Origin of the sequence: Mycobacterium kansasii ATCC 12478, from assembly GCF_000157895.3 — a bacterium.
GTDB lineage: Bacteria > Actinomycetota > Actinomycetes > Mycobacteriales > Mycobacteriaceae > Mycobacterium > Mycobacterium kansasii.
In genome coordinates, this window is record NC_022663.1 from 4,648,333 (window position 1) to 4,672,050 (window position 23,718).

The following is a 23,718-nucleotide window of genomic DNA, read 5'->3' on the forward strand; positions in this document are numbered from 1 at the left end:
TGACGGGCCCCTGACGGGATTGTGACAAAGTGCACTAGACACGCCGTACATCGAACCGAAACAGAATCGCGGAAATTTGATCACGAGATGGTATGGAAATGCGCCGGAATGCTTGACCCGGCTGCCCAATGCGTGTCTAATCACATCAGTGTCATTTCCCGGTTGGCCGGCCGGTTTCGGTGTCGCAGACCGAGATTCGATCACTAGTTCGAATTGGGTTAACTGCACATCAAAACAGTGGCAAACCATTTCACGATCTATCAGGTGAGGAGGCGGCGGCATGTCCTATGAGCACCTTAGGGGTGTGATGGCAGGCGCACCGCACACCGCTGCCGGCTCGGCGACAGTGCCATCGATGGAGATTGCCCGACCGCACTTGAGTTTGGTTCCCGACGCGTTCGAGCCCCAGCCGGCGCCGGCTCCCGTCGAGCCGCCCGCCGACCAGTGGCAGGACCGCGCCCTTTGTGCCCAAACGGATCCCGAGGCGTTCTTTCCGGAGAAGGGCGGCTCGACCCGCGAGGCAAAGAAGATCTGCCTCGGCTGCGAGGTGCGCCACGAGTGCCTGGAATACGCGCTGGCTCACGACGAGCGTTTCGGCATCTGGGGTGGCCTGTCCGAGCGCGAGCGTCGTCGCCTCAAGCGCGGCATCATCTGATCGAGATCTGATCGGGATCTGGGGGCGGCCCGCCGCTCACTCGTCGTCGATCGTCGGGTCGACGACCGAGGGCTCGACATCCAGATAGCTGGCCACCTGGGCCACCAAGATTTCGTGCAACAACTCGCCAAGCTCCAGAGTGTCCTTCGCCCGTCGCTCAATTGGCTTGCGGAACAAAACAATTCGTGCTCGCGTGGCATTGCCGCGGACGTCGACTCCTGCCGGTATCAGCCGGGCAAGCGGGATCGGCCCGTCGGCGATGACTTCGGGCGGCCACTGCACGCTCTCGGGATCCTTGGCCGATATGCGCGGGATCTCGTCCACCGCGACGTCCAATTCGGACACCCGGTCCTGCCAGCGGCGCTCGATGGGTTCGTAGGCTTCCAGCACCGCCATGTCGAACCGCTCGGACCGGCTGCGCCACCCCGGCACCGTCGGCGGCAGCAGCGGGCCACGCCACTCGTGGCCCCGGCGCCGCACCCGGCGCGCCGCCGCGGATCTGCCACCCGGCCGGCCGCTGCGGGGGTAGCCGCGGGAATCGGTCACGCGCCGATGGTAACGGTTGCACATCGCGCCCGGAACGGATGCGCGTGTCCGCCGCTTCGGCGGCGTTTCCGCACGATAGCCTTTCGGTCGTGAACGTACCCCGTCGCTGCTGCCGGCCCGGGTGTCCGCATTATGCAGTGGCAACGTTGACGTTCGTCTACTCGGACTCGACGGCGGTCGTGGGTCCGCTCGCCACCGCACGTGAACCGCACTCCTGGGATCTGTGCGTCAGCCACGCCGGCCGCATCACCGCGCCGCGCGGGTGGGAACTCGTGCGCCACGCCGGGCCGCTACCTACCAATCCCGATGAGGACGATCTGGTTGCGCTGGCCGACGCGGTGCGCGAGGGCGGCCCCGTCGCTGCCGGCGCCTATTCGGTGGCCCACCCCGGCAGAAACGGCTCGTCGCACGATGGCTTCCCCGATCCCGTGGTCCACCACGCCGGTGTTCATGCCGGTGTTCATGCCAAGGCCCCCAGTGGTGGCGTGTTGGCGCCGCCCGAACATCGCAATGGACGTCGCCGTGGACACCTGCGCGTGTTGCCCGATCCCCCCGACTAGTCCCGACTGGCCCGGCCGCTTCCCGTAGCCGGTTCGGCTCCGGTCCGGACCGATGCCGTCGGCGACTTCGTCGGGCCGATAGGCTGGCGGCCAAGGGACGAAGAAAACCAAGTCGTCAGGAGCCCCGCCATGTCTTGGCCCGCCGCGGTTATCAATCGTGTTATCAAGGCTTATGACGTGCGCGGGTTGGTAGGGGAAGAGATCGATGAGTCGCTGACCGCCGATATCGGCGCGGCCTTCGCCCGGTTGATGCACGCCGAGGGCGCGCGGCAGGTGGTGATCGGCCACGACATGCGCGACAGTTCGCCGTCGCTGGCCGCCGCGTTTGCCGACGGGGTGACCGGACAGGGCCTCGACGTGGTGCGTATCGGTTTGGCGTCGACCGATCAGCTCTATTTCGCTTCGGGACTGCTGGACTGCCCCGGCGCGATGTTCACCGCCAGCCACAACCCCGCCGCATACAACGGCATCAAGCTGTGCCGGGCCGGTGCCAAACCGGTGGGCGCGGACACCGGACTCATCGCCATCCGGGACGATCTCATCGATGGCGTGCCCGCCTACGACGGGCCGGCCGGAACGCGCACCGACCAGGATGTGCTGGACGACTACGGGAAATTCCTGCGATCGCTGGTCAATACCACCGACCTGCGGCCGCTGCGGGTGGCCGTGGACGCCGGCAACGGGATGGCCGGCCACACCGCGCCGGCCGTGCTCGGCCCGATCGGCTCGATTACCTTGCTGCCCTTGTACTTCGAGCTCGACGGCTCGTTTCCCAATCACGAGGCCAACCCGCTCGACCCGGCCAACCTGGTGGATCTGCAGACGTATGTGCGCGACACCGGCGCCGATCTCGGCCTGGCCTTCGACGGAGACGCCGACCGCTGCTTCGTGGTCGACGAGACCGGCCACCCCGTGTCGCCGTCAACGGTGACCAGCCTGGTGGCAGCGCGCGAGCTCGGCCGGGAGATCGGCGCCACCGTGATCCACAACGTGATCACCTCGCGCGCGGTGCCCGAGCTGGTCGTCGAGCGCGGCGGCACGCCGCTGCGCTCGCGAGTCGGACACTCCTATATCAAGGCGCTGATGGCCGACACCGGCGCGATCTTCGGCGGCGAACACTCGGCCCACTACTACTTCCGCGACTTCTGGGGCGCCGATTCGGGGATGCTGGCCGCACTGTACGTGCTGGCTGCCCTCGGCGAGCAGGACCGGCCGTTGTCCGAGCTGACCGCGGACTACCAGCGCTACGAATCGTCCGGTGAGATCAACTTCAGGGTGGCCGACGCCGAGGCATGCGTGGAGGCGGTACTGAAGTCGTTCGGCAACCGGGTCCAGTCCATCGACCACCTCGACGGGGTCACGGTGGACCTGGGCGACGGCAGCTGGTTCAACCTGCGCAGCTCCAACACCGAGCCGCTGCTGCGGCTCAACGTGGAGGCCCGCACCACCGAGGATGTCGATGCGGTGGTGCAGCAGGTCAGCGGCGAAATCGTGGCCCAGCTGCCGGCAGAGGCGGGACCGTGAGCGCCGTCCAGTCGGTCGATCTCGAAGACGCCGACGGCCTGATCGCCGCCGACCGCGACGGCCTGTTGCGGGCCGCGTCGACCGCCGGCGCGCAGGTGCGGGCCATTGCCGCCGCACACGACGAAGGTGAACTGGACTTACTGCGCGGCGGCGACCGGCCCCGAACGGTGATCTGGGTGGGCGGGCGGGGTCCCGCCGAGACGGCCGGGGCGATGCTGGTCTCGACGCTGGCGGCTGCGGCCGCCGAACCGATCGCACTCGCCAGGGAGGCACCGCCCTGGGTGGGTCCGCTTGACGTGCTCATTGTCGCCGGCGACGACCCCGGTGATCCCGCACTGGTCGCAGCGGCCGCGACCGGGGTGCGCCGAGGCGCGCGGGTGGTCGTCGTGGCCCCCTATGCGGGTGCCTTGCGCGACTCCACGGCCGGTCGGGTCGCGGTGCTGGAACCACGACTACGGGTTCCCGACGAATTCGGGTTGTGCCGCTACCTGGCCGCGGGCCTGGCCGCGCTGAGCACCGTGGACCCCAGGCTGCAGGTCGACCTGGCGTCGTTGGCCGACGAGCTCGATGCCGAGGCGCTGCACAACAGTGCCGGCCGCGAGGTGTTCACCAACCCGGCCAAGACGCTTGCCGCGCGAGTATCGGGACGCCGGGTTGCGCTGACCGGTGACAACTCCGCCACCCTGGCCCTGGCCCGCCACGGCAGCTCGGTGCTGCTGCGGATCGCGCAGCAGGTAGCCGCGGCCGCCTGGCTGGCCGACGCGGTGGTGGCGCTGCGGGCCGGCGTTGCCGCCGGTGCTGCCGGTTATTCGGGGGATACCTTGTTTCACGACGAGCAGATCGACGGCCCGCTGCCTGAGCGGATGCGGGTGCTGGCGCTGACGCTGGCCGGGGAGCGAACGGTGGTCGGAGCCCGGATCGCCGGGCTCGACGACATCTACCTGGTCACCGCGGAGGACGCGACGCAGGACCCCGGTGTGGCCGGATCGGATGGCCTGCTCATACCGGCCGACGCGCAACGTCCCGAACAGCAACTGGCAATATTGGCCGTTCGGCTGGAGATGGCCGCGGTGTATTTGCGACTGGCGCGGGGATAGATACACGGTGGAATTGCTACGCGGAGCGTTACGGACATACGCCTGGGGATCGCGTACCGCTATCGCCGAGTTCACCGGGCGGCCGGTGCCGGCCGCCCACCCGGAAGCCGAACTCTGGTTTGGTGCGCACCCGGGTGACCCCGCCTGGCTGGAAACCGACAACGGCGAGACCTCGTTGCTGGAAGCACTGAGCGCCGATCCGGAGGGACAGCTCGGTCACGGGTCACGCACCCGATTCGGCGATGTGCTGCCGTTCCTGGTGAAGGTCCTGGCCGCCGACGAGCCGTTGTCCCTGCAGGCCCACCCCAGCGCCGAGCAGGCTATCGAGGGTTATCTACGGGAAGAACGGCTGGGCATTCCGGTGGCTTCGCCGGTGCGCAACTACCGCGACACCAGTCACAAGCCCGAGTTGCTGGTGGCGTTGCAGCCGTTCGAGGCGCTGGCCGGCTTCCGTCAGGCCGCCCGCACCCGCGAGCTCCTGCAGGCGCTGGCGGTGTCCGACCTCGACCCGTTCATCGACTTGCTCAGCGACCAGTCCGACGCCGACGGCCTGCGTGCGCTGTTCACCACCTGGATCACCGCGCCGCAGCCCGACATCGACGTGCTGGTGCCCGCCGTGCTGGAGGGCGCTATTCACTACGTCAGCTCCGGCGCGACGGAATTCGCCGCGGAAGTCAAGACGGTGTTGGAGCTGGGCGAGCGTTATCCCGGCGACGCCGGGGTGCTCGCGGCGTTGTTGCTCAACCGGATCAGCTTGTCGCCGGGTGAGGCGATATTCCTGCCGGCCGGCAACTTGCACACCTATCTGCGTGGTTTCGCGCTCGAGGTAATGGCCAACTCCGACAACGTATTACGAGGGGGTCTCACTCCCAAGCACGTCGATGTGCCGGAACTGCTGCGGGTTCTGGACTTCGCCCCGACCGCGGAGTCGGCACTGCGGCCGCCGATCCGGCGCGACGGGCTGGAGCTGGTTTACGACACGCCGGCCGAGGAGTTCGCGGTCGCGTTGCTGGCGCTCGGCGCAGATCAGCTGGGCCACGAGATCGATGCACCCTCGAGTCATGAGGGCCCGCAGATCTTGTTGTGCACCGAGGGTTCGACCATGGTCCACGGCAAGTCGAAGTCGTTGACGCTCAAGCAGGGGATGGCTGCCTGGGTGGCCGCTGAAGACGGCCCGATTCGGCTTCTCGCGCACGAGCCCACGAAACTGTTCCGGGCTACCGTAGGGCTGTGACGGCTTGCCGGCGATTAGCGACGGCTTGCCGGCGCTCGTCGAGCCATAGCCGCAGGTTGTGGGCGATGGTCCGGCCGACGATCCGCGGCGGCGGAATCATGTACAGGCTGTCAAGCAGCGAGAACCGGCGTAAAAACCATTCGGCGAGAACGGGATTCGTTTCGGCAGCGCCGAGGAATTGGTCGAACAACGCACCAGATGGCCGCCACCACCACGGGACCGGGCCGGTGACGCCGTGGTGGAAGGTGATGTCGCCGATGGCGTTCATCATCCACACCGGATACGTCGTCTTGCGGGTGAGCCGGGTGAATTCGGCGACGAGGCTTTTCGTGGGAGATTGCAGCGCCCGGCGCAGATTGCCGGCCTGCAGCGACGTCATCGTCATGCCCTGCCCGAAGGTGGGGTTGAAGCTGGCCACGGCGTCACCGAACGGGATGATGCCCGCCGGGAACTGCTCCAGCTTGTCGTAGCGGCGCCACCTGCTGGCCGGGAATGCGTGGAACACCGGGCCGCCGAGGGGTTCGGCCTGCGCCAGCGCGTCCGTGAATCGGGCCGGCAGCAGCCGGTCGGCAAGCGCACGCATGTCGGCGAAGGTCGACGGCGGCTTGGCGTGGGCCACCCCGAAGGTGGTGAGCACCCAGGTGCCGTCCTCGTAACAGAGCATGCCCAGCCCCAGCGACTGGTCATGTGAGGCACCGGCGACCACGACCTTCTCCCGCAGCAGCCCGTCGGGGATGCGGAACTGGTGGCTGGCGTAGTTGATGCCGATGTCCACGGTTTCCTCGGCCGGGCGCTGAAACCCCCACTGCGCCAACCACACCGGTAGCCGGGTACCCCGCCCCTCCGCGTCGACGACAAGGTCGGCGGCCCGGAACTCGGGATCGCCGCCGGCACCGTCTTCACGGGGAGCCAGCAGCACCCCGGTCACCCGCTGCCGGGCGGGCTCGAAGCGTGGCTCGGTGACCAGTCGCCGTACGATCTCGACGTTGTCGATGCCGAGCACCCGCCGTCGCAGCTGCCATTCCAGATGCGGCCGGCTGGGCACATAGGCGGTGAACTCTCTGCGCAAGGTGTGCCCGGTCCCCAGGACATGGCCCGCGGCGCCGAAGTAGATGCAGTCCGGCCGATTCTCCAGCATGGGCACCCCGGCGGCGACCATGTCGGCCAGTAGGCCCGGGAAGAGGCTCTCGAATTCGTCTGCGCCGCGGGCCATCAGCATGTGCAGGTGGCGGTCCTGGGGAACCGTGGCGCGGTTGGCCGGTGCGCTCGGCAGCTCGTCGCGCTCGAAAACCGTCACCCGGCCGAAAAAATCGGACAGCACGCGCGCCGCGCACAAGCCAGCGATGCTGGCCCCGATGACGACGGCGTGGTCTCTGGTGTTGACCGTTCTGGCTATGCTCCCCCGCATTCCCGCAGCGTACCGGCTAGCGCCGGCCACGCCGCCGCTCGCGCAGCCACAGCCGCATGTTGTGCGCCACGGCCCGGCCGATGATCGGCGCCGACGGCACCGTATACAGGCTGTCGAGCAGCGAGATCCGGCGCAAAAACCATTCGGCCAGAACAGGATTGGTTTCAGCGGCGCCGAGGAACTGGTCGTAGAGCGCGCCGACCGGCCGATACCAGCGCGGCATCGGCCCGCGGGCGTGTTGGAAGCAGCGGTCGGCGATCGCGTTCATCGTCCACACCGGTCGGGTGATCTTGGCGGCGGCCCGGTTGAATTCGACGGCCGGCTCTCCCTTTGGGGATTCTGGCGGGGATTGCAGTGCCTGGCGCAGCCGGCCGGCCTGCAGACACGCCATCGTCATGCCTTGCCCGAAGGTGGGATTGAAGCTGGCGATGGCGTCCCCGAACGGGATGATCCCGCACGGGAAGCGACTCAGCTTGTCGTAGCGGCGCCATCTGCTGACCGGAAAAGCGTGGAATGCCGGGGCGCCGACGGGTTCGGCCCGGGCCAGCGCATCGGCGAAACGGGCCGGCAGCAGCCGGTAGCCGAGCTCACGCATCTCGTCGAACGTCGCAGGCGGGGTGGCTTTGTCGACCCCGAAAGTCGTCAAGATCCAGCTGCCGTCCTCGTAGCACAACATGCCCAGGCCCAGCGATTGCCCCGGGCCGACACCGGTGACCACGATCTTCTCCCGGATAAGCCCGTCCGGGATGGTGAGCCGGTGGCTGGCATAGCCGATGCCGACGTCGACGGTGTCCTCGGCCGGGCGCTGATATCCCCACTGCGCCAACCACACCGGCAGTCGACTGCCGCGTCCGGCCGCATCGACGACGAGATCGGCCGCGACGAACTCCGGATCATCGGCGCCGGTCTCCAGCAGCACACCGGTTACCCGGTCGCGTGCGCGATCGAACCGCGGCTGGCTGACGTTGCAGTGCCGGATCTCGACGTTGGGCAGGGCACGCACCCGTGACCGCAGCTGCCATTCCAGATGAGGACGGCTGGGCAGGTAGGCGGTGAATGGGTGACGCAGTTGTGCGCCGATGCCCAGGACGTGGCCCACCGCACCGAGGTAGATGCAGTCCGGGCGGTTGTCCAGCATCGGCACGCCGGCTGCCACCAGCTCCGCCAATAGACCGGGGAAAAGCGCCTCGAACTCCACCGCGCCGCGGGCCATCAGCAGGTGCAGATGACGGTCTTGGGGGACCGCGCTGCGATACGAGGGCGTGTCCGGCAGTTCGTCGCGCTCGAAGACGGTCACCGTGGCATAGAAGTCGGAGAGCGACCGCGCTGCGCACAACCCGGCGACGCTGGCGCCGATGACGACCGCGTGGTCCCTGGGGTTTGCGGCGCTGTTTCGCAAGCTCGCGCTCATCCCCGGCAGCGTACCCAGTACTGTGCGGTCACAGCTGGAGACGAGAGGACACGCATGGCCGGTCGATGGCGCACGAAGTCGGTAGAGCAGTCGATCGCTGACACCGACGAGCCGGACACTCGGCTGCGTAAGGACCTCACCTGGAAAGACCTGGTGGTCTTCGGTGTTTCGGTGGTGATCGGGGCCGGTATCTTCACGGTCACCGCCTCGACTGCCGGCGACATCACCGGCCCGGCCATCTGGGTGTCGTTTCTCATCGCGGCGGGCACCTGTGCGCTGGCGGCCCTGTGCTATGCGGAATTCGCCTCGACGCTGCCGGTGGCCGGCAGCGCATACACCTTCTCCTATGCGACTTTCGGCGAGTTCCTGGCGTGGGTGATCGGCTGGAACCTGGTTCTGGAATTGGCGGTCGGCGCGGCCGTCGTCGCCAAGGGCTGGTCCAGCTATCTGGGCACGGTGTTCGGATTCGCCGGTGGCACAATCCATCTCGGATCGATCAACTTCGACTGGGGTGCGTTGCTGATCGTCGCTGTGGTGGCGACCCTGCTCGCGCTGGGCACCAAGTTGTCGTCGAGGTTTTCTGCCGTGGTCACCACCATCAAGGTGTCGGTGGTCGTTTTCGTCGTGATAGTCGGCGCGTTCTACATCAAGGCCGCCAATTACTCGCCCTTCATTCCCGAACCCGAACCTGAACATCAGGGCAAGGGTGCCGACCAGTCGGTGCTGTCGCTGCTGACCGGAGCCCACGGCAGCCACTACGGCTGGTACGGCGTCCTGGCCGGGGCGTCGATCGTGTTCTTTGCGTTCATCGGCTTCGACATCGTGGCCACGATGGCCGAGGAGACCAAGCATCCGCAACGCGACGTCCCGCGGGGCATCCTGGCGTCGCTGGGCATTGTCACGCTGCTCTACGTTGCGGTGTCGGTGGTGCTGTCCGGCATGGTTTCCTACCGACAGCTGCGTACCGTCCCGGGCAGCGGCCAGGCGAACCTGGCCACCGCGTTCCAGGCCAACAGCGTGTACTGGGCCAGCGGCATCATCTCCGTCGGGGCGCTCGCCGGGCTGACCACCGTGGTGATGGTGCTGATGCTCGGGCAGTGCCGGGTCCTGTTCGCGATGGCGCGCGACGGGCTGTTGCCACGGCAGCTGGCCAAGACCGGGTCGCGCGGCACGCCGGTGCGGATCACCGTGCTGGTCGCGGTGGTGGTGGCCGCGACGGCGTCGGTCTTTCCCATCACCAAGCTGGAAGAGATGGTCAACGTCGGCACCTTGTTCGCCTTCGTCCTGGTGTCCGGCGGTGTCATCATCCTGCGCAGGAAGCGGCCCGACCTGGAGCGCGGCTTCCGGGCGCCGTGGGTGCCGTGGCTTCCGATCGCCTCGCTGTGTGCGTGTCTGTGGTTGATGGTGAACCTGACCGCGCTGACCTGGATTCGGTTCGGTGTCTGGTTGGTGTTGGGCACCGCGATCTACGTGGGCTACGGGCACCGGCATTCGGTGCACGGAAACCGGGAGGCGGCCAACGCGGTGCCTGACACGTAAGGCAGCTTTGGAAACTTAGTGTACAAATCTATCCCTGCTGTCTAGACAGCAGACGCACAAGGCAGTAATGTCCAAACTGAAGCGTGGTGTGACTCACGAGGAGGTTTGGCATATGACCACACAGTTCAGTTCCGAGTTGCGGAAAGCTCCCGAAGCGGAGTGGCGCGATAAGAAGCGCCACCTGTGGCTGATGGGATTGATCGCCCCGACGGCGTTGTTCGTGATGTTGCCGATCGTGTGGGGGCTGAACCAGCTCGGCTGGCACGCCGCGGCCCAGGCACCACTTTGGATCGGACCGTTCCTGGTCTATATCCTGTTGCCGCTGCTGGACCTGCGCTTCGGGCCCGACGGCCAGAACCCGCCCGACGAGGTGATGGAGCGGCTGGAAAACGACAAGTACTACCGCTACTGCACCTACATCTACGTCCCGTTCCAATACCTCAGCGTGGTGCTGGGCGCCTACCTGTTCACCGCGTCCAACCTCGGTTGGCTCGGCTTCGAGGGCGGTTTGAGCTGGGCGGGCAAGATCGGGGTTGCCCTGTCGGTCGGTGTGCTCGGCGGCGTCGGCATCAACACCGCCCACGAGATGGGTCACAAGAAGGAGTCGCTGGAGCGCTGGCTGTCCAAGATCACCCTGGCCCAGACCTGCTACGGCCACTTCTACATCGAGCACAACCGCGGGCACCACGTACGGGTGTCCACCCCGGAGGACCCGGCGTCGGCGCGCTTCGGGGAGACCTTCTGGGAATTCCTGCCGCGCAGCGTCATCGGCAGCCTTCGCTCCGCGATCGGGCTGGAGGCCCAGCGGATTCGCCGGCTCGGTAAGAGCCCCTGGGACCCCCGGACCTACCTGTCCAACGACGTGCTCAACGCCTGGGCGATGTCGGTGGTGTTGTGGGGAGTGTTGATCGCGGTCTTCGGCGTGGGCCTGATCCCGTTCGTGATCATCCAGGCGGTGTTCGGCTTCAGCCTGCTGGAAGCGGTCAACTACCTCGAGCACTACGGACTGCTGCGGCAGAAGATCGGCACCGCTTCCGGGAAGGCCCGCTACGAGCGCTGCGCTCCGGTGCACAGCTGGAACTCCGACCACATCGTCACCAACCTGTTCCTGTACCACCTGCAGCGGCACAGCGACCACCACGCCAACCCCACGCGTCGTTACCAGACGCTGCGCAGCATGGACGGGGCGCCGAACCTGCCCAGCGGGTACGCGTCGATGATCTCGCTGACCTACTTCCCGCCGCTGTGGCGCAAGGTGATGGACCACCGGGTACTCGAGCACTACGACGGCGACATCACCAGGGTCAACCTGCACCCCCGGGTGCGCGCCAAGCTCCTGGCCCGGTACGGAGCCGTGCAAGGAGCCCGGCAAGGAGACGCAGCATGATGGCGGCCTATCGGTGCCCGGTCTGCGACTACGTCTACGACGAGGCCAAAGGTGAAGCCAGGGAAGGCTTTCCAGCCGGCACCCGGTGGGACCAGATCCCCGACGAGTGGTGCTGTCCGGACTGCGCCGTCCGGGAGAAGCCCGATTTCGAAAAGGTCTAGTCCCACTCCGGGGCGCGCCGCGTCGGCGCGGCGTGCCGAGGAGCCGAAATCAAGTAACACGAGGAGGAACCAAATGAGCGACTACAAACTGTTTCAGTGCGTCCAGTGCGGCTTCGAATACGACGAGGCACTCGGCTGGCCGGACGAGGGCATCGCACCCGGCACCAGGTGGGAGGACATCCCGGAGGACTGGAGCTGCCCGGACTGCGGGGCGGCGAAGTCCGACTTCGTGATGGTGGAGGTGGCCCGGTCGTGATGGAGACCAACGTGCTGGCGGAAACAGATATTGTCGCGCCTGTGAAGCGGATTCCTTACGCCGAGGCATCTCGGGCCCTGTTGCGCGATTCGGTGCTGGATGCGATGCGGGATCTGTTGCTGACCCGCGACTGGTCGGCGATCACCCTGTCCGACGTGGCTCGCGCCGCAGGCGTCAGCCGGCAGACCATCTACAACGAGTTCGGCTCGCGGCAGGGCCTGGCGCAGGGCTATGCGCTGCGCCTCACCGACCGCCTGGTCGACCGGGTGCATGCCTCGCTGGATGCCAACGTGGGCAACATCTTTGAGTCGTTCTTGCAGGGTTTTCGCGCTTTCTTCGCCGAGTCCGCGGCCGATCCACTGGTGATCTCGTTGCTGACCGGCGCCGCCAAGCCCGATTTGCTGCAGCTGATCACCACCGATAGCGCGCCCATCATCAACCGTGCGTCGGCCCGGCTGGCGAAGGCCTTCACCCAGACCTGGGTGGCCACCAGCGACGACGACGCCGGTGTGCTCTCGCGGGCGATCGTGCGGCTGTGCTTGAGCTATGTGCCGATGCCGCCGGAGGCCGATCACGACGTCGCCGCGGACCTGGCGCGGTTGATGACGCCGTTCGCGGAACGCCACGGGGTGATCAACATCCCCTGACCTGCGAGGCTGCGGGCCGGCGACTACAGTGGCTGAAGAGCATACCTAGGCTATGTCGCCTCGCTCAGCTTCCCGCAGGCCCACAGTAAGGATCAAACACGCCATGACCACGACCGAAACTTCGTTAACCCCCGACGTTCGTAACGGCATCGACTTCAAGATTGCCGATCTGTCGCTGGCGGATTTCGGTCGTAAGGAACTGCGCATCGCCGAGCACGAGATGCCCGGCCTGATGTCTCTGCGTCGCGAATACGCCGAGGTGCAGCCCCTCAAAGGCGCCCGCATCTCCGGTTCGCTGCACATGACCGTGCAGACCGCGGTGCTGATCGAGACGTTGACGAGCCTCGGTGCTGAAGTCAGATGGGCGTCCTGCAACATCTTCTCGACCCAGGACCATGCGGCGGCCGCCGTCGTCGTCGGCCCGCATGGCACGCCCGAGGAGCCCAAGGGTGTCCCGGTGTTCGCGTGGAAGGGCGAGACACTCGAGGAGTACTGGTGGGCCGCCGAGCAGATGCTGACCTGGCCGGACCCGGACAAGCCGGCCAACATGATCCTCGACGACGGCGGCGACGCCACCATGCTGGTGCTGCGCGGCATGCAGTACGAGAAGGCCGGCGTGGTGCCGCCCGCCGAGGAAGACGATTCGGCGGAGTGGAAGGTTTTCCTGAACCTGCTGCGGAACCGGTTCGAGAGCGACAAGGGCAAGTGGACCAAGATCGCCGAGTCGGTCCAGGGTGTCACCGAGGAGACCACCACCGGTGTGCTGCGGCTCTACCAGTTCGCCGCGGCCGGCGACCTGGCCTTCCCGGCGATCAACGTCAACGACTCGGTGACCAAGTCCAAGTTCGACAACAAGTACGGCACCCGGCACTCGCTCATTGACGGCATCAACCGCGGCACCGACGCGCTGATCGGCGGCAAGAAGGTCCTCATCTGCGGCTACGGCGACGTCGGCAAGGGCTGTGCGGAGGCGATGAAGGGTCAGGGCGCGCGGGTCCAGGTCACCGAGATCGACCCCATCAATGCGCTGCAGGCGATGATGGAGGGCTTCGACGTCGTCACCGTCGAGGACGCCATCGCCGACGCCGACATCGTCGTCACCGCCACCGGCAACAAAGACATCATCATGCTCGAGCACATCAGGCAGATGAAAGACCACTCGATCCTGGGCAACATCGGCCACTTCGACAACGAGATCGACATGGCCGGCCTGGAGCGCTCCGGGGCGAGCCGGGTCAACGTCAAGCCGCAGGTCGACCTGTGGACCTTCCCCGACACCGGCCGCTCGATCATCGTGCTGTCCGAGGGCCGGCTGCTGAACCTGGGCAACGCCACCGGGCATCCGTCGTTCGTGATGAGCAACAGCTTCGCCAACCAGGTGATCGCCCAGATCGAGCTGTGGACCAAGAACGACGAATACGACAACGAGGTGTACCGGCTGCCCAAGCACCTCGACGAAAAGGTGGCCCGCATCCACGTCGAGGCGCTTGGTGGTCACCTGACCAAGCTCACCAAGGACCAGGCCGAATACCTCGGCGTCGACGTCGAGGGCCCCTACAAGCCGGATCACTACCGCTACTGAGGCTGCTATCGCCGGCCGAGCGTGACGCCACAGTCACATTCGGCCCCGAATGCGACTGCAGCGTCACGCTCGAGGCAGCGACTAAGCTCACGCCGTGCTCATCGCGGTCGAAGGCGTCGACGGCGCCGGCAAGCGGACGCTGACCGTGCGTCTGCGCGCGGCGTTCCAGGCGGTCGGGAAGTCGGTGGTCACGCTGGCGTTCCCGCGCTACGGGCGCTCGGTCACCGCCGATATCGCGGCCGAGGCGCTGCACGGCCAGCACGGTGACCTCGCGTCGTCGGCATATGCGATGGCGACGCTGTTCGCGCTCGACCGCGCCGGCGCGGCGGCGGAAATCGCGGAGCTGCGGCGCAACTACGACGTGGTGATCCTGGATCGCTATGTCGCCTCCAACGCCGCCTACAGCGCGGCGCGGTTGCGCGAGGATGCCGGCGGGCCGGCGGTGGCCTGGGTCCAGCAGATCGAATACCAGCGGATGGGGTTGCCCGTTCCCGACTGGCAGGTGCTGCTCGCGGTCCCGGCCGACCTCGCCGCGCAGCGCGCCCGTAGCCGTGCCGAAGCCGATCCGGGGCGCGCGCGGGACAGCTACGAACGTGACGACGAACTGCAGCGGCGCACCGGCGTGGTGTACGCACAACTGGCCGCCGCAGACTGGAACGGGCGATGGTTGGTGGTCGACTCCGACGTCGATCCGGACCGGTTGGCGGCGACTCTGACGGCCTCAAATGAACGATTTTGAGGCTATTTGCGCATATCAAAGACGAAACGCCCGGGTGGAATCGCAGTTTTGTCCCGTTCTAGTGCCACCATGGACACCATGAGGCAAAGGATTCTCGTCGTCGATGATGACGCTTCGCTGGCAGAGATGCTGACCATCGTGCTGCGTGGGGAGGGCTTCGACACCGCGGTCATCGGTGACGGTACTCAGGCCCTGACCGCGGTGCGCGAGCTGCGGCCCGATCTGGTGCTGCTGGACTTGATGCTGCCCGGCATGAACGGCATTGACGTGTGCCGGGTCTTGCGCGCCGATTCCGGTGTTCCGATCGTGATGCTGACCGCCAAGACCGACACCGTCGACGTGGTGCTCGGTCTGGAGTCGGGTGCCGACGACTACATCATGAAGCCCTTCAAGCCCAAGGAGCTGGTCGCGCGGGTACGGGCGCGGCTACGCCGCAATGACGACGAGCCCGCCGAAATGCTGTCGATCGCCGATGTCGACATAGACGTCCCGGCGCACAAGGTCACCCGCAACGGTGAGCAGATCTCGCTGACGCCGCTGGAATTCGACCTGCTGGTCGCACTGGCACGTAAACCCCGCCAGGTGTTTACTCGTGATGTGCTGCTCGAACAGGTGTGGGGATATCGTCACCCGGCCGACACCCGGCTGGTGAACGTGCATGTCCAGCGTCTGCGGGCCAAGGTCGAGAAAGACCCGGAGAACCCGACAGTGGTGTTGACCGTTCGAGGAGTGGGATACAAGGCCGGACCTCCGTGATCCGCGGGGACGACCGCGACGCCCTGAGGGTACTGCCGTCCGCCGGCAGGGGAGTGCGGCGCCAGTGAACCGCGCCTGCGACGATGCAGAGCGTAGCGATGCTGAGGAGCGGCGCCTGTGATTTGGGGCTCTCGGCGACGTACTCGTGGTCGTTGGGGGCGCTCCGGCCCGATGACCCGTGGTTTGAGTGCGCTGAGCCGGGCCGTCGCCGTGGCGTGGCGCCGATCGTTGCAACTGCGGGTCGTGGCGCTGACGCTGGGACTTTCGCTGGCAGTGATCCTGGCGCTCGGGTTCGTGCTGACCAGCCAGGTCACCAACCGGGTGCTCGACGTCAAACTCAAGGCCGCCATCGACCAGACCGAGCGGGCCCGGAACACCGTCAGCGGCATCGTCAACGGCGAAGAGACCCGCTCGCTGGACAGCAGCCTCCAGCTCGCGCGCAACACCCTGACCTCGAAAGCCGATCCAGCCTCCGGCACCGGCCAGGCCGGCGCATTCGACGCGGTGCTGATGGTGCCGGGCGACGGGCCGCGCGCCGCCTCCACCGCCGGACCCGTCGACCAGGTCCCGGCTGCGTTGCGGGGCTTCGTCAAGGCGGGCCAGGCCGCGTATCAGTACGCCACCGTGCACACCGACGGCTTCGCCGGCCCGGCCCTCATTGTCGGCACGCCGACGTCGTCGCGGGTGACCAACCTGGAGCTGTACCTGATCTTTCCGCTGGCTAACGAGCAGGCCACCATCGCGCTGGTGCGCGGCACCATGGCAACGGGCAGCCTGGTGCTGCTGGTCCTACTGTCCGGCATCGCGCTGCTGGTATCGCGCCAAGTCGTGGTGCCGGTCCGGTCGGCGTCGCGAATTGCCGAACGGTTCGCCGAGGGGCATCTGTCCGAGCGAATGCCGGTGCGCGGTGAAGACGACATGGCCCGATTGGCCGTGTCGTTCAACGACATGGCCGAGAGCCTGTCCCGCCAGATCACCCAACTTGAGGAGTTCGGCAACCTGCAGCGCCGCTTCACCTCCGACGTCAGCCACGAACTGCGCACGCCACTGACCACGGTGCGGATGGCCGCCGACTTGATCTACGACCACAGCGCCGATCTGGACCCGACGCTGCGCCGTTCCACCGAGCTGATGGTCAGCGAACTGGACCGGTTCGAGTCGCTGCTCAACGACCTGCTGGAGATCTCCCGGCACGACGCCGGGGTGGCGGAGCTGTCGGTGGAGGCGGTCGACCTGCGCACGACCGTCAAGAACGCCCTGGGCAACGTGGGGCACCTGGCCGAGGAGGCCGGTATCGAATTGCTCGTGGAGTTGCCGGCCCACGAAGTGATCGCCGAGGTCGACGCCCGCCGGGTAGAACGGATACTGCGCAATCTGATTGCCAACGCCATCGACCACGCCGAGCACAAACCGGTGCGGATTCGGATGGGCGCCGACGAGGACACGGTGGCGGTCACGGTGCGTGACTACGGGGTGGGGCTGCGGCCCGGTGAGGAGAAACTGGTGTTCAGCCGATTCTGGCGCGCCGATCCCTCGCGGGTGCGGCGCTCCGGGGGCACCGGGCTGGGTCTGGCGATCAGCATCGAGGACGCGCGGCTACACCAGGGCCGGCTGGAAGCCTGGGGGGAACCGGGCCAGGGCTCCTGCTTCCGGCTGACGCTGCCGCTGGTGCGCGGCCACAAGGTGACCACCAGCCCGTTGCCCATGAAACCGATCCCGCAACCCGTCCCACAGCCGAATGCGCCGGAACAGAAGGATCGGCAGCACCAGCGTGAACCCGCGGAGTGGAGCGGCTGATGCGACGGATCCGGGCGATCCGGGCGAGTACGGCCCTGTGGTTCGTGGCCGCGCTGCTGGGCGGCTGCGCGAGCGTGCCCAGTTCGTCGGCGCCGCAAGCCATCGGCACCGTCGAGCGTCCGGCGCCGTCGAACCTGCCCAAGCCGACCCCGGGCATGGATCCCGACGTGCTGCTGCGGGAATTCCTCAAGGCCACCGCCGACCCCGCGAACCGGCATCTGGCAGCACGTCAGTTCCTCACCCAGTCGGCATCCAACGCATGGGACGACGCCGGCAGCGCCCTGCTGATCGACCATGTGGTTTTCGTCGAAACCCGTGGCGCAGAACGAGTTTCGGCGACTATGCGGGCAGATATCCTGGGCTCGCTGTCCGATATCGGGGTCTTCGAGACCGCCGAGGGCCAGCTGCCCGATCCGGGCCCGATCGAATTGGTCAAGACCCCCGGTGGCTGGCGCATCGACCGGCTGCCCAACGGGGTTTTCCTGGACTGGCAGCAGTTCCAGGCGACCTACAAGCGCAACACCTTGTACTTCGCCGACCCGACCGGCAAGACCGTGGTTCCGGATCCGCGCTATGTCGCGGTGTCCGATCACGACCAGCTGGCCACCGAGCTGGTGTCCAAGCTGCTATCGGGTCCACGTCCGGAGATGACGCACACGGTGCGTAACCTGCTGGCTCCGCCGCTGCGGCTACGTGGCCCGGTAACCCGTGCCGACGGCGGCAAGAGCGGCATCGGCAAGGGCTACGGCGGGGCACGCATCGACCTGGAGAAGCTGTCGACCACCGATCCGCACAGCAGGCAATTGCTTGCCGCCCAGATCATTTGGACATTAGCCCGGGCCGACATCAGAGGGCCGTATGTGATCAACGCCGACGGCGCCCCGCTGGACGACAGGTTTGCCGAAGGATGGAATACCTCCGACGTCGCCGCCACCGACCCGGGCGTGGCCGACGGTGCGGGCGCCGGCTTGCACGCCCTGGTGGGCGGTTCACTGGTGGCGCTGGACGGGCAGCGGATCACCACCGTGACCGGCGCCTTCGGGCGGATGGGCGACCAGACCGGGGCAGCGCTGTCCCGCAGTGGCCGGCAGGTGGCCTCGGTGGTGACGCTGCGGCGTGGTGCCCCCGATGTGGCGGCCTCCTTGTGGATCGGCGACCTCGGCGGCGAGGCGGTCCAGTCGGCCGACGGCCATAACCTTTCGCGGCCCAGCTGGTCACTGGACGACGCGGTGTGGGTGGTCGTCGACACCAACATCGTGCTGCGGGCGATCCAGGAAACCGCGTCGGGACAACCGGCGCGGATCCCCGTGGATTCCGCCGCGGTGTCCAGTCGCTTTCCGGGCGCGATCACCGACCTGCAGCTGTCTCGCGACGGGACGCGGGCCGCGATGGTGATCGACGGGCAGGTGATCCTCGCCGGTGTCGAGCAGACCCAGGCCGGTCAGTTCGCCCTGACCTATCCGCGGCGGCTGGGTTTCGGGCTGGGCACCTCGGTGGTGTCGCTGTCCTGGCGAACCGGCGACGACATCGTGGTGACCCGCAACGATGCGACGCATCCGGTGTCGTATGTCAACCTCGACGGGGTCAACTCCGACGCCCCGGCCAGGGGTTTGCAGATACCGCTGTTCGCGATCGCCGCCAATCCCTCGACGGTGTACGTTGCCGCCCCGCAAGGGGTGCTGATGTATTCGGCGTCGGCCGCCGACGGTCAACAGGGCTGGGCGGAGGTTCCGGGCCTGATGGTGGCGGGGGCGGCGCCGGTGTTGCCGGGATGAGTGCTGGGCTGGGCTGATTTCACCGGCTACCCTCGCAGTGAGGAGGCGCTTGTCGATGTCGCCCAGAGTTCCTTTCCTGCGTTGGGACGATCCGTTCCGCGCCCTCGACATGCTGGCCTCGTTGTGGTCGTCGACCGGGTTGCCGTCGGTGAGCGCGGGAGCCGCCCAAGCGGTTGCCATGCCATACCGCACCTTGTTCATGACGCTGCAGCAGTTGCTCGTCAACAAGGAAATCACGGTGCGCATCGGCGGCGACGACGTGGTGCTGACCGTGACCGAGCTGGACGCCGAACTCGACCCGCAGGGGTTGCCCGTCGGTCAGCTCGGCGAGGTCCGCGTCGCCGCCCGCGACGTCAGGTGGGATCAGCACCACCTCCAAACCGCGGTCGCCGTCCTGCGCAACGTGCACATCCGTCCGGGCGTGCCCCCGCTGGTGGTAGCGGCTCCGGCCCGATTGTCGTCGGTGCTGTCGGCGGACATCTTCGATGATGTTCTGCAACAGGTGGCCCCGCAGCTGCGCAGTGAGCTACGCGGGGACGGGACCGCCCGGCTGCGCTGGGCACGTCGGCCCGGTTGGGGCGGGGTGGAAGTGGACGCCGCCGTGGTGGGCACGACGCTGTGGCTGCGCCCGCGCGCCGTGATCACCGGGCACCGGCGCTGGCCCCTGCCGATCCGGGTCCCCGCGTACCAGGTGCCGTTGCCCAAGCTGCCGCATGGACTGCTGCTGACCGACGTCGACCTTGGCCCGGATTCGCTGCACCTGTCCGCTCTGCTGCCGGAGTGGCGAATGGAGTTGCCGCTGCGACATCTCGAGGACCTGATCACCCGATTGAGCCAGGGGGCGCTCAGCTTCACCTGGCCTTCGTTGCTGCGCGGCTCGGACTGACCGGCGGCGGGGTGACTCTGTCGTTCCAGGTCGTTCCAAATCTGCCGAATTTGCCGAAACGGCATCCCGATACCGCGCACCGACGACTCACCGCGAAATCCGGGGTGGCCGAGCTTGCGTGTGCTCGGCGCGGCGGCGAACGTGAAAAACCTTCCCTAAGTCACTATTTGGGAAATTCTGGATCACGACAGGGCTGGTGCGCCGTATCGGTTCGGCAACCAATACGTCTTGATCTAGGCAGGGATTCGGCGCACCGATACGGTTCCCCATTGCCGCGGTATTCGCGGGCGGCTTGGGTAGATATGAACGGAGTTGGCGTTGCGGCTTGTTGATCGATGCTGCGTTGCAGTAGCTGCCGGCGCGGGGTTATTCGGCGCCGCGCTTGTGTTCAGTGCTGGTGCGCCGGCCGCTCCGTTGCCGACCGGCGGTCCGACGTGCCTGGAGCAGCTTGCCGCGCTCGGTTCCGCACCGCCGATGGCCGCAGCGCCGGTGGTGCTGCCCGGTCCGCCGGTAGCAGGAGCTGTGCCTCTCGCGCCCGTCGTGCCGGTGGTGCCGGCCGCGCCCGTGGTGCCGGTGGTGCCGGCCGCGCCCGTGGTGCCGGTGGTGCCGGCCGCGCCCGTGGTGCCGGTGGTGCCGGCTGCGCCGGTGGTGCCGGCCGGCGGGGCCGCTGCACCAGCCGACGCTGCCCCGGGTGCCGCTCCGATCGTGATGGCGGCCGGCTCGGGTAAGGGCGCGCCGACAGATCCGGCCGCGCCGGCACCCGAACCGGTGGTACTGCCCGGCCCGCCGGCGCCGGTGGCAGCAGCGCTACCCCAGGCGCCCATCACGGCTGTTCTGGCGGGGTCGTCGACACCGCTTCCGGCTTGCGCGGCCGGTGCCGCACCAGGGCCCGCTGCGCAGTAACTTCGGCAGCTGCCGGCACCGGGCCCGTATCAGGGGATCACCGGGTCCACTTCCTTTTCGTCTGCCGGAACCCCTTCCTGGACGATGACGGGGTCGCCGACGTTGACCGTATTGAAGTACCACTCGGCGTCGGTGGGACTCAGGCTGATGCAGCCATGACTCACATTCTCAACCCCCATTGACCGGATCGCCCACGGGGCCGAATGCACATAGAGGCCGCGGCTGGTGATCCGGACGGCGTAGTCCACCGGGAGCCGGTAACCGTCGGGGTCGTCGACGGGGATGCCGACCGAGCTCGAATCCATAATCACCGTGCGATCTTTGGAGATCACGTGGTAGGTGCCGACGGGCGTCTCGAACTCGGGCCTGCCCATCGAGGCCGGCAGGACTCCTTCTTCTCCCCAATGTGGCCGGTGGTGCGGCGTTGGTAGCGGCGGCGCCCCCGTTCCGGCCGGGACTCCATCGATGCTCACGGTGAAGGTGTGCTTCGCGATGTCGGCAACGCCCACGACGGCCGGACCCGTTTCGAAGTTCGTGCGCAGCCCGCCCACGGAGAGCGCCACGGTGCTGTGCGCTGGCCAGAACCGGTCGGGAACCCATTGCACAACGTTGTCATCCAGCCACTCGAACTTGCCGGTACGGGCGGGCGCCGATCTCACGTCGATCGCGCGCTCCACCGCCTGCCGATCGGCGACGGGGTGGCCGAACGTGATCACCACCGGATGCGCCACCCCCACCACCGCGCCGCGCATCGGCAAGACGGCGGCGATGCCGACGCTGTCGCCCGCGCTGTTCACCGCCATCAGCGTTACGCCGGTTCGCCCGGCGAACACTGTCACGGTGATGCTGATTACCACCAGAAGAGACCGTATTGCCGCCCGCATCGCTCTCGCCGGACACCTTTCGGATCGGTAATCAGTTGTTGTCGCTGGTCGATGGTATGGCCGCGTCGGCGGGTGAATGTGACAGCGCGCCTTCGCATGTCGGTCAGGTTTTGGTTACAGGTAGGTCTCCACTCGGCACGGTTTGTCGGTCCTCACCGCCACACTGACACCGTGCTCGACCTAGTCCTGCCGCTGCAATGCGGCGGCTGCGGTGCGCCGGCGACCCGGTGGTGCACCGGCTGCTCCGCGGAGCTCTTGGTGGCGGCCGATCAACCCCACGTCGTGAACCCGCGGGTGGACCCCCGGGTCCCGGTGTTCGCGCTCGGGCGCTACGCCGGCGCCCGTCGTCAGGCGATCCTGGCCATGAAGGAGCACGGTCGCCGCGACCTTGTCGTACCGCTGGCGCGGGCACTGGCCGTCGGTATCCACCGCCTGCTGTCCTGGGGGGTCGTCGATGCCCCACTGACCCTGGTGCCCGCGCCCACTCGGCGTTCGGCGGCGCGTCGGCGCGGGGGCGACCCGGTGACCCGCATTGCCACTGCGGCGGTGGCCGCCCATCCCGGGATCACGGTCGTCGAGGCGTTACGACTGAAGGGGCTGGTCCGCGACTCGGTCGGTCTGGGCACGTCGGCGCGCGAGCGCAACCTCGCCGGCCGAGTGCTGCTGCGAGGCCGGCGCCTGTGCGCCGAAGTCGTGATCGTCGACGATGTCGTCACCACCGGGGCGACTGCGCGGGAGTCGGTCCGGGCCCTGCGGGCCGCCGGAGTACGGGTGGCCGCTGTGTTGGCGATCGCGGCGGCATGACAAGCTTTCGCCGGTCTCCTGCCCCCGCGAAACGTCCGGCATAAGAACTCGGCAAAAGGCTGGCCGATTCGCTGGCACCGTGGGGTGAACACAGGCTAACGTCGAGATCAGATTCAGGCTTACCGGCAAGGCTCACGGTCGCGATACCCAGGTTTCCAAGGTTTTCCAGGTCCAAGACAGGTCCAAGACAGGTCCAAGCACTAACTGCGGTAGGAGGTGAGTAATCGGCACCTTGCTCCGGCGGGCAGCCTGCGGCGGTGACTTCACGAAATCCGCTCCAACCCCCGTCGGCGCGTAATCGAAGGCCCGGCACGCAGGGCGCGTGCGACGTGAAAAGAGAAACGAGTTGTCACGAATGTCAAGGCTCACCGTGGATTCCGACCAGATTGTGGATCAGGCGCCGGCCGAAACCGATGAACAGGCGGAACCGCAAGCGACCGCCGAGATTGTGTTCAAAGGCCGCAATGTCGAGATTCCCGACCACTTCCGCATCTACGTTTCGCAGAAGCTCGCTCGCTTGGAACGTTTCGACCGGACCATCTACCTGTTCGACGTCGAACTCGACCATGAACGCAACCGTCGCCAACGCAAATCCTGTCAGCGAGTGGAGGTCACCGCTCGCGGCCGGGGACCCGTTGTCCGCGGCGAGGCCTGCGCCGACAGCTTCTACGCGGCCCTCGAGTCCGCCGTTGGCAAACTGGAGAACCGGCTGCGCCGCAGCAAAGACCGCCGCAAAGTTCACTACGGCGACAAGACGCCCGTGTCACTGGCCGAGGCCACCGCGGCGGCCCCGCCACCGGAAAGGGCCTTCGACGCGGAGCCGGCCGAGCCGCACGAGCATGACGGCGCCGAACTGGACCACGAACCGGGACGTATCGTCCGCGTCAAGGAACACCCGGCCAAGCCGATGTCGGTAGACGACGCGCTCTACGAGATGGAGCTCGTCGGACACGACTTCTTCTTGTTCTTCGACAAGGAGACCGAGCGGCCCACCGTCGTCTACCGCCGGCACGCCTACGACTATGGCTTGATCCGGCTGGCTTGATCCGGCTGGCTTGATCCGGCTGGCTTGATCCGGCTGGCTTGATCCGGCTGGCACGAGGATCGGCGGCCAATACCACGGCGTCACCTACGATGGGAGTCGCCTAATCGAAGAAGACTCCTACC

General features: G+C 67.3%; 23 protein-coding genes. 19 read left to right on the forward strand and 4 right to left on the reverse strand.

Annotated features, from left to right (window positions below; translation table 11 throughout):
• The first annotated feature begins 307 nt into the window (after positions 1-307).
• Positions 308-655 carry a WhiB family transcriptional regulator gene (locus MKAN_RS20260; RefSeq protein ID WP_036391130.1) on the forward strand — a complete coding sequence of 116 codons (348 nt, stop codon included), beginning with the start codon at positions 308-310 and terminating at the stop codon, positions 653-655.
• A 36-nt stretch (positions 656-691) separates the two neighbouring features.
• On the opposite strand, the gene MKAN_RS20265 is transcribed toward MKAN_RS20260, so the two are convergent.
• Complete coding sequence (locus tag MKAN_RS20265) at positions 692-1,225, reverse strand: metallopeptidase family protein (protein ID WP_023371535.1); 534 nt, start codon at positions 1,223-1,225, stop codon at positions 692-694.
• A gap of 65 nt (positions 1,226-1,290) precedes the next feature.
• Here MKAN_RS20265 and MKAN_RS20270 point away from each other — a divergent pair, with 65 nt between their 5' ends.
• The 4 genes from MKAN_RS20270 to manA all read left to right on the forward strand — a co-directional run bounded on the left by MKAN_RS20270 (position 1,291) and on the right by manA (position 5,616).
• Entirely contained in the window at positions 1,291-1,761 is a 471-nt protein-coding gene (locus MKAN_RS20270; RefSeq protein ID WP_181024844.1) for a DUF3499 domain-containing protein, read from the forward strand.
• A gap of 129 nt (positions 1,762-1,890) precedes the next feature.
• Positions 1,891-3,285 (forward strand): phosphomannomutase/phosphoglucomutase, encoded by a 1,395-nt coding sequence (locus tag MKAN_RS20275; protein WP_023371540.1) that lies wholly within the window; start codon positions 1,891-1,893, stop codon positions 3,283-3,285.
• The gene (locus MKAN_RS20280; protein WP_023371543.1) at positions 3,282-4,382 is read left to right on the forward strand and encodes a hypothetical protein; all 1,101 of its coding nucleotides are present in this window, start codon (positions 3,282-3,284) and stop codon (positions 4,380-4,382) included. The genes MKAN_RS20275 and MKAN_RS20280 overlap by 4 nt, the downstream gene beginning before the upstream one ends.
• 7 nt (positions 4,383-4,389) lie before the next feature.
• Positions 4,390-5,616, forward strand: coding sequence for a mannose-6-phosphate isomerase, class I (gene manA, locus MKAN_RS20285; RefSeq protein WP_023371545.1), 1,227 nt, complete (start codon positions 4,390-4,392; stop codon positions 5,614-5,616).
• Here manA and MKAN_RS20290 read toward each other — a convergent pair.
• Together MKAN_RS20290 and MKAN_RS20295 are read right to left on the reverse strand one after the other, a co-directional pair.
• On the reverse strand, positions 5,600-7,024 hold the full coding sequence (locus tag MKAN_RS20290) for an FAD-dependent oxidoreductase (RefSeq protein WP_036391136.1): 1,425 nt from the start codon (positions 7,022-7,024) through the stop codon (positions 5,600-5,602). The genes manA and MKAN_RS20290 overlap by 17 nt on opposite strands.
• 16 nt (positions 7,025-7,040) lie before the next feature.
• Positions 7,041-8,435, reverse strand: a complete 1,395-nt coding sequence (locus MKAN_RS20295; RefSeq protein WP_023371549.1) for an FAD-dependent oxidoreductase — start codon at positions 8,433-8,435, stop codon at positions 7,041-7,043.
• 54 nt (positions 8,436-8,489) lie between these two features.
• Between MKAN_RS20295 and MKAN_RS20300 the strand changes: the two genes are divergently transcribed.
• From MKAN_RS20300 to MKAN_RS31405, 12 genes are all read left to right on the forward strand, one after another.
• The gene (locus MKAN_RS20300) at positions 8,490-9,974 is read left to right on the forward strand and encodes an APC family permease (protein WP_023371551.1); all 1,485 of its coding nucleotides are present in this window, start codon (positions 8,490-8,492) and stop codon (positions 9,972-9,974) included.
• 112 nt (positions 9,975-10,086) lie between these two features.
• Positions 10,087-11,361 (forward strand): alkane 1-monooxygenase, encoded by a 1,275-nt coding sequence (locus MKAN_RS20305; protein ID WP_023371553.1) that lies wholly within the window; start codon positions 10,087-10,089, stop codon positions 11,359-11,361.
• Entirely contained in the window at positions 11,361-11,522 is a 162-nt protein-coding gene (locus MKAN_RS20310; protein WP_036391139.1) for a rubredoxin, read from the forward strand. Before MKAN_RS20305 ends, MKAN_RS20310 begins: the two co-directional genes overlap by 1 nt.
• A gap of 73 nt (positions 11,523-11,595) precedes the next feature.
• Positions 11,596-11,778, forward strand: a complete 183-nt coding sequence (locus MKAN_RS20315) for a rubredoxin (RefSeq protein WP_023371557.1) — start codon at positions 11,596-11,598, stop codon at positions 11,776-11,778.
• The gene (gene alkX / locus MKAN_RS20320) at positions 11,778-12,425 is read left to right on the forward strand and encodes a TetR family transcriptional regulator AlkX (RefSeq protein WP_023371559.1); all 648 of its coding nucleotides are present in this window, start codon (positions 11,778-11,780) and stop codon (positions 12,423-12,425) included. Before MKAN_RS20315 ends, alkX begins: the two co-directional genes overlap by 1 nt.
• A 103-nt stretch (positions 12,426-12,528) precedes the next feature.
• A complete protein-coding gene (gene ahcY, locus MKAN_RS20325; protein ID WP_023371561.1) occupies positions 12,529-14,007 on the forward strand; it encodes an adenosylhomocysteinase in 1,479 nt (492 codons plus the stop codon).
• Positions 14,008-14,101: 94 nt separating this feature from the next.
• A complete protein-coding gene (locus tag MKAN_RS20330; RefSeq protein WP_023371563.1) occupies positions 14,102-14,746 on the forward strand; it encodes a dTMP kinase in 645 nt (214 codons plus the stop codon).
• Positions 14,747-14,815: 69 nt separating this feature from the next.
• The gene (gene mtrA / locus MKAN_RS20335; RefSeq protein ID WP_015354856.1) at positions 14,816-15,502 is read left to right on the forward strand and encodes a two-component system response regulator MtrA; all 687 of its coding nucleotides are present in this window, start codon (positions 14,816-14,818) and stop codon (positions 15,500-15,502) included.
• Positions 15,503-15,619: 117 nt separating this feature from the next.
• Complete coding sequence (mtrB, locus tag MKAN_RS20340; RefSeq protein ID WP_023371565.1) at positions 15,620-17,299, forward strand: MtrAB system histidine kinase MtrB; 1,680 nt, start codon at positions 15,620-15,622, stop codon at positions 17,297-17,299.
• Entirely contained in the window at positions 17,299-19,074 is a 1,776-nt protein-coding gene (gene lpqB, locus MKAN_RS20345) for an MtrAB system accessory lipoprotein LpqB (RefSeq protein ID WP_042313846.1), read from the forward strand. Before mtrB ends, lpqB begins: the two co-directional genes overlap by 1 nt.
• A 55-nt stretch (positions 19,075-19,129) precedes the next feature.
• Positions 19,130-19,960, forward strand: coding sequence for an LmeA family phospholipid-binding protein (locus MKAN_RS20350; protein ID WP_023371569.1), 831 nt, complete (start codon positions 19,130-19,132; stop codon positions 19,958-19,960).
• A gap of 318 nt (positions 19,961-20,278) precedes the next feature.
• Complete coding sequence (locus MKAN_RS31405) at positions 20,279-20,863, forward strand: hypothetical protein (RefSeq protein ID WP_042313849.1); 585 nt, start codon at positions 20,279-20,281, stop codon at positions 20,861-20,863.
• A 29-nt stretch (positions 20,864-20,892) separates the two neighbouring features.
• Here MKAN_RS31405 and MKAN_RS20360 read toward each other — a convergent pair whose 3' ends face one another.
• Positions 20,893-21,747 (reverse strand): L,D-transpeptidase, encoded by an 855-nt coding sequence (locus tag MKAN_RS20360; RefSeq protein ID WP_023371573.1) that lies wholly within the window; start codon positions 21,745-21,747, stop codon positions 20,893-20,895.
• Positions 21,748-21,918: 171 nt separating this feature from the next.
• Between MKAN_RS20360 and MKAN_RS20365 the strand changes: the two genes are divergently transcribed.
• Together MKAN_RS20365 and hpf are read left to right on the forward strand one after the other, a co-directional pair.
• Entirely contained in the window at positions 21,919-22,551 is a 633-nt protein-coding gene (locus tag MKAN_RS20365; RefSeq protein ID WP_023371574.1) for a ComF family protein, read from the forward strand.
• 355 nt (positions 22,552-22,906) lie between these two features.
• The gene (hpf, locus tag MKAN_RS20370; protein WP_023371576.1) at positions 22,907-23,596 is read left to right on the forward strand and encodes a ribosome hibernation-promoting factor, HPF/YfiA family; all 690 of its coding nucleotides are present in this window, start codon (positions 22,907-22,909) and stop codon (positions 23,594-23,596) included.
• The last annotated feature ends 122 nt before the right edge of the window (positions 23,597-23,718 follow it).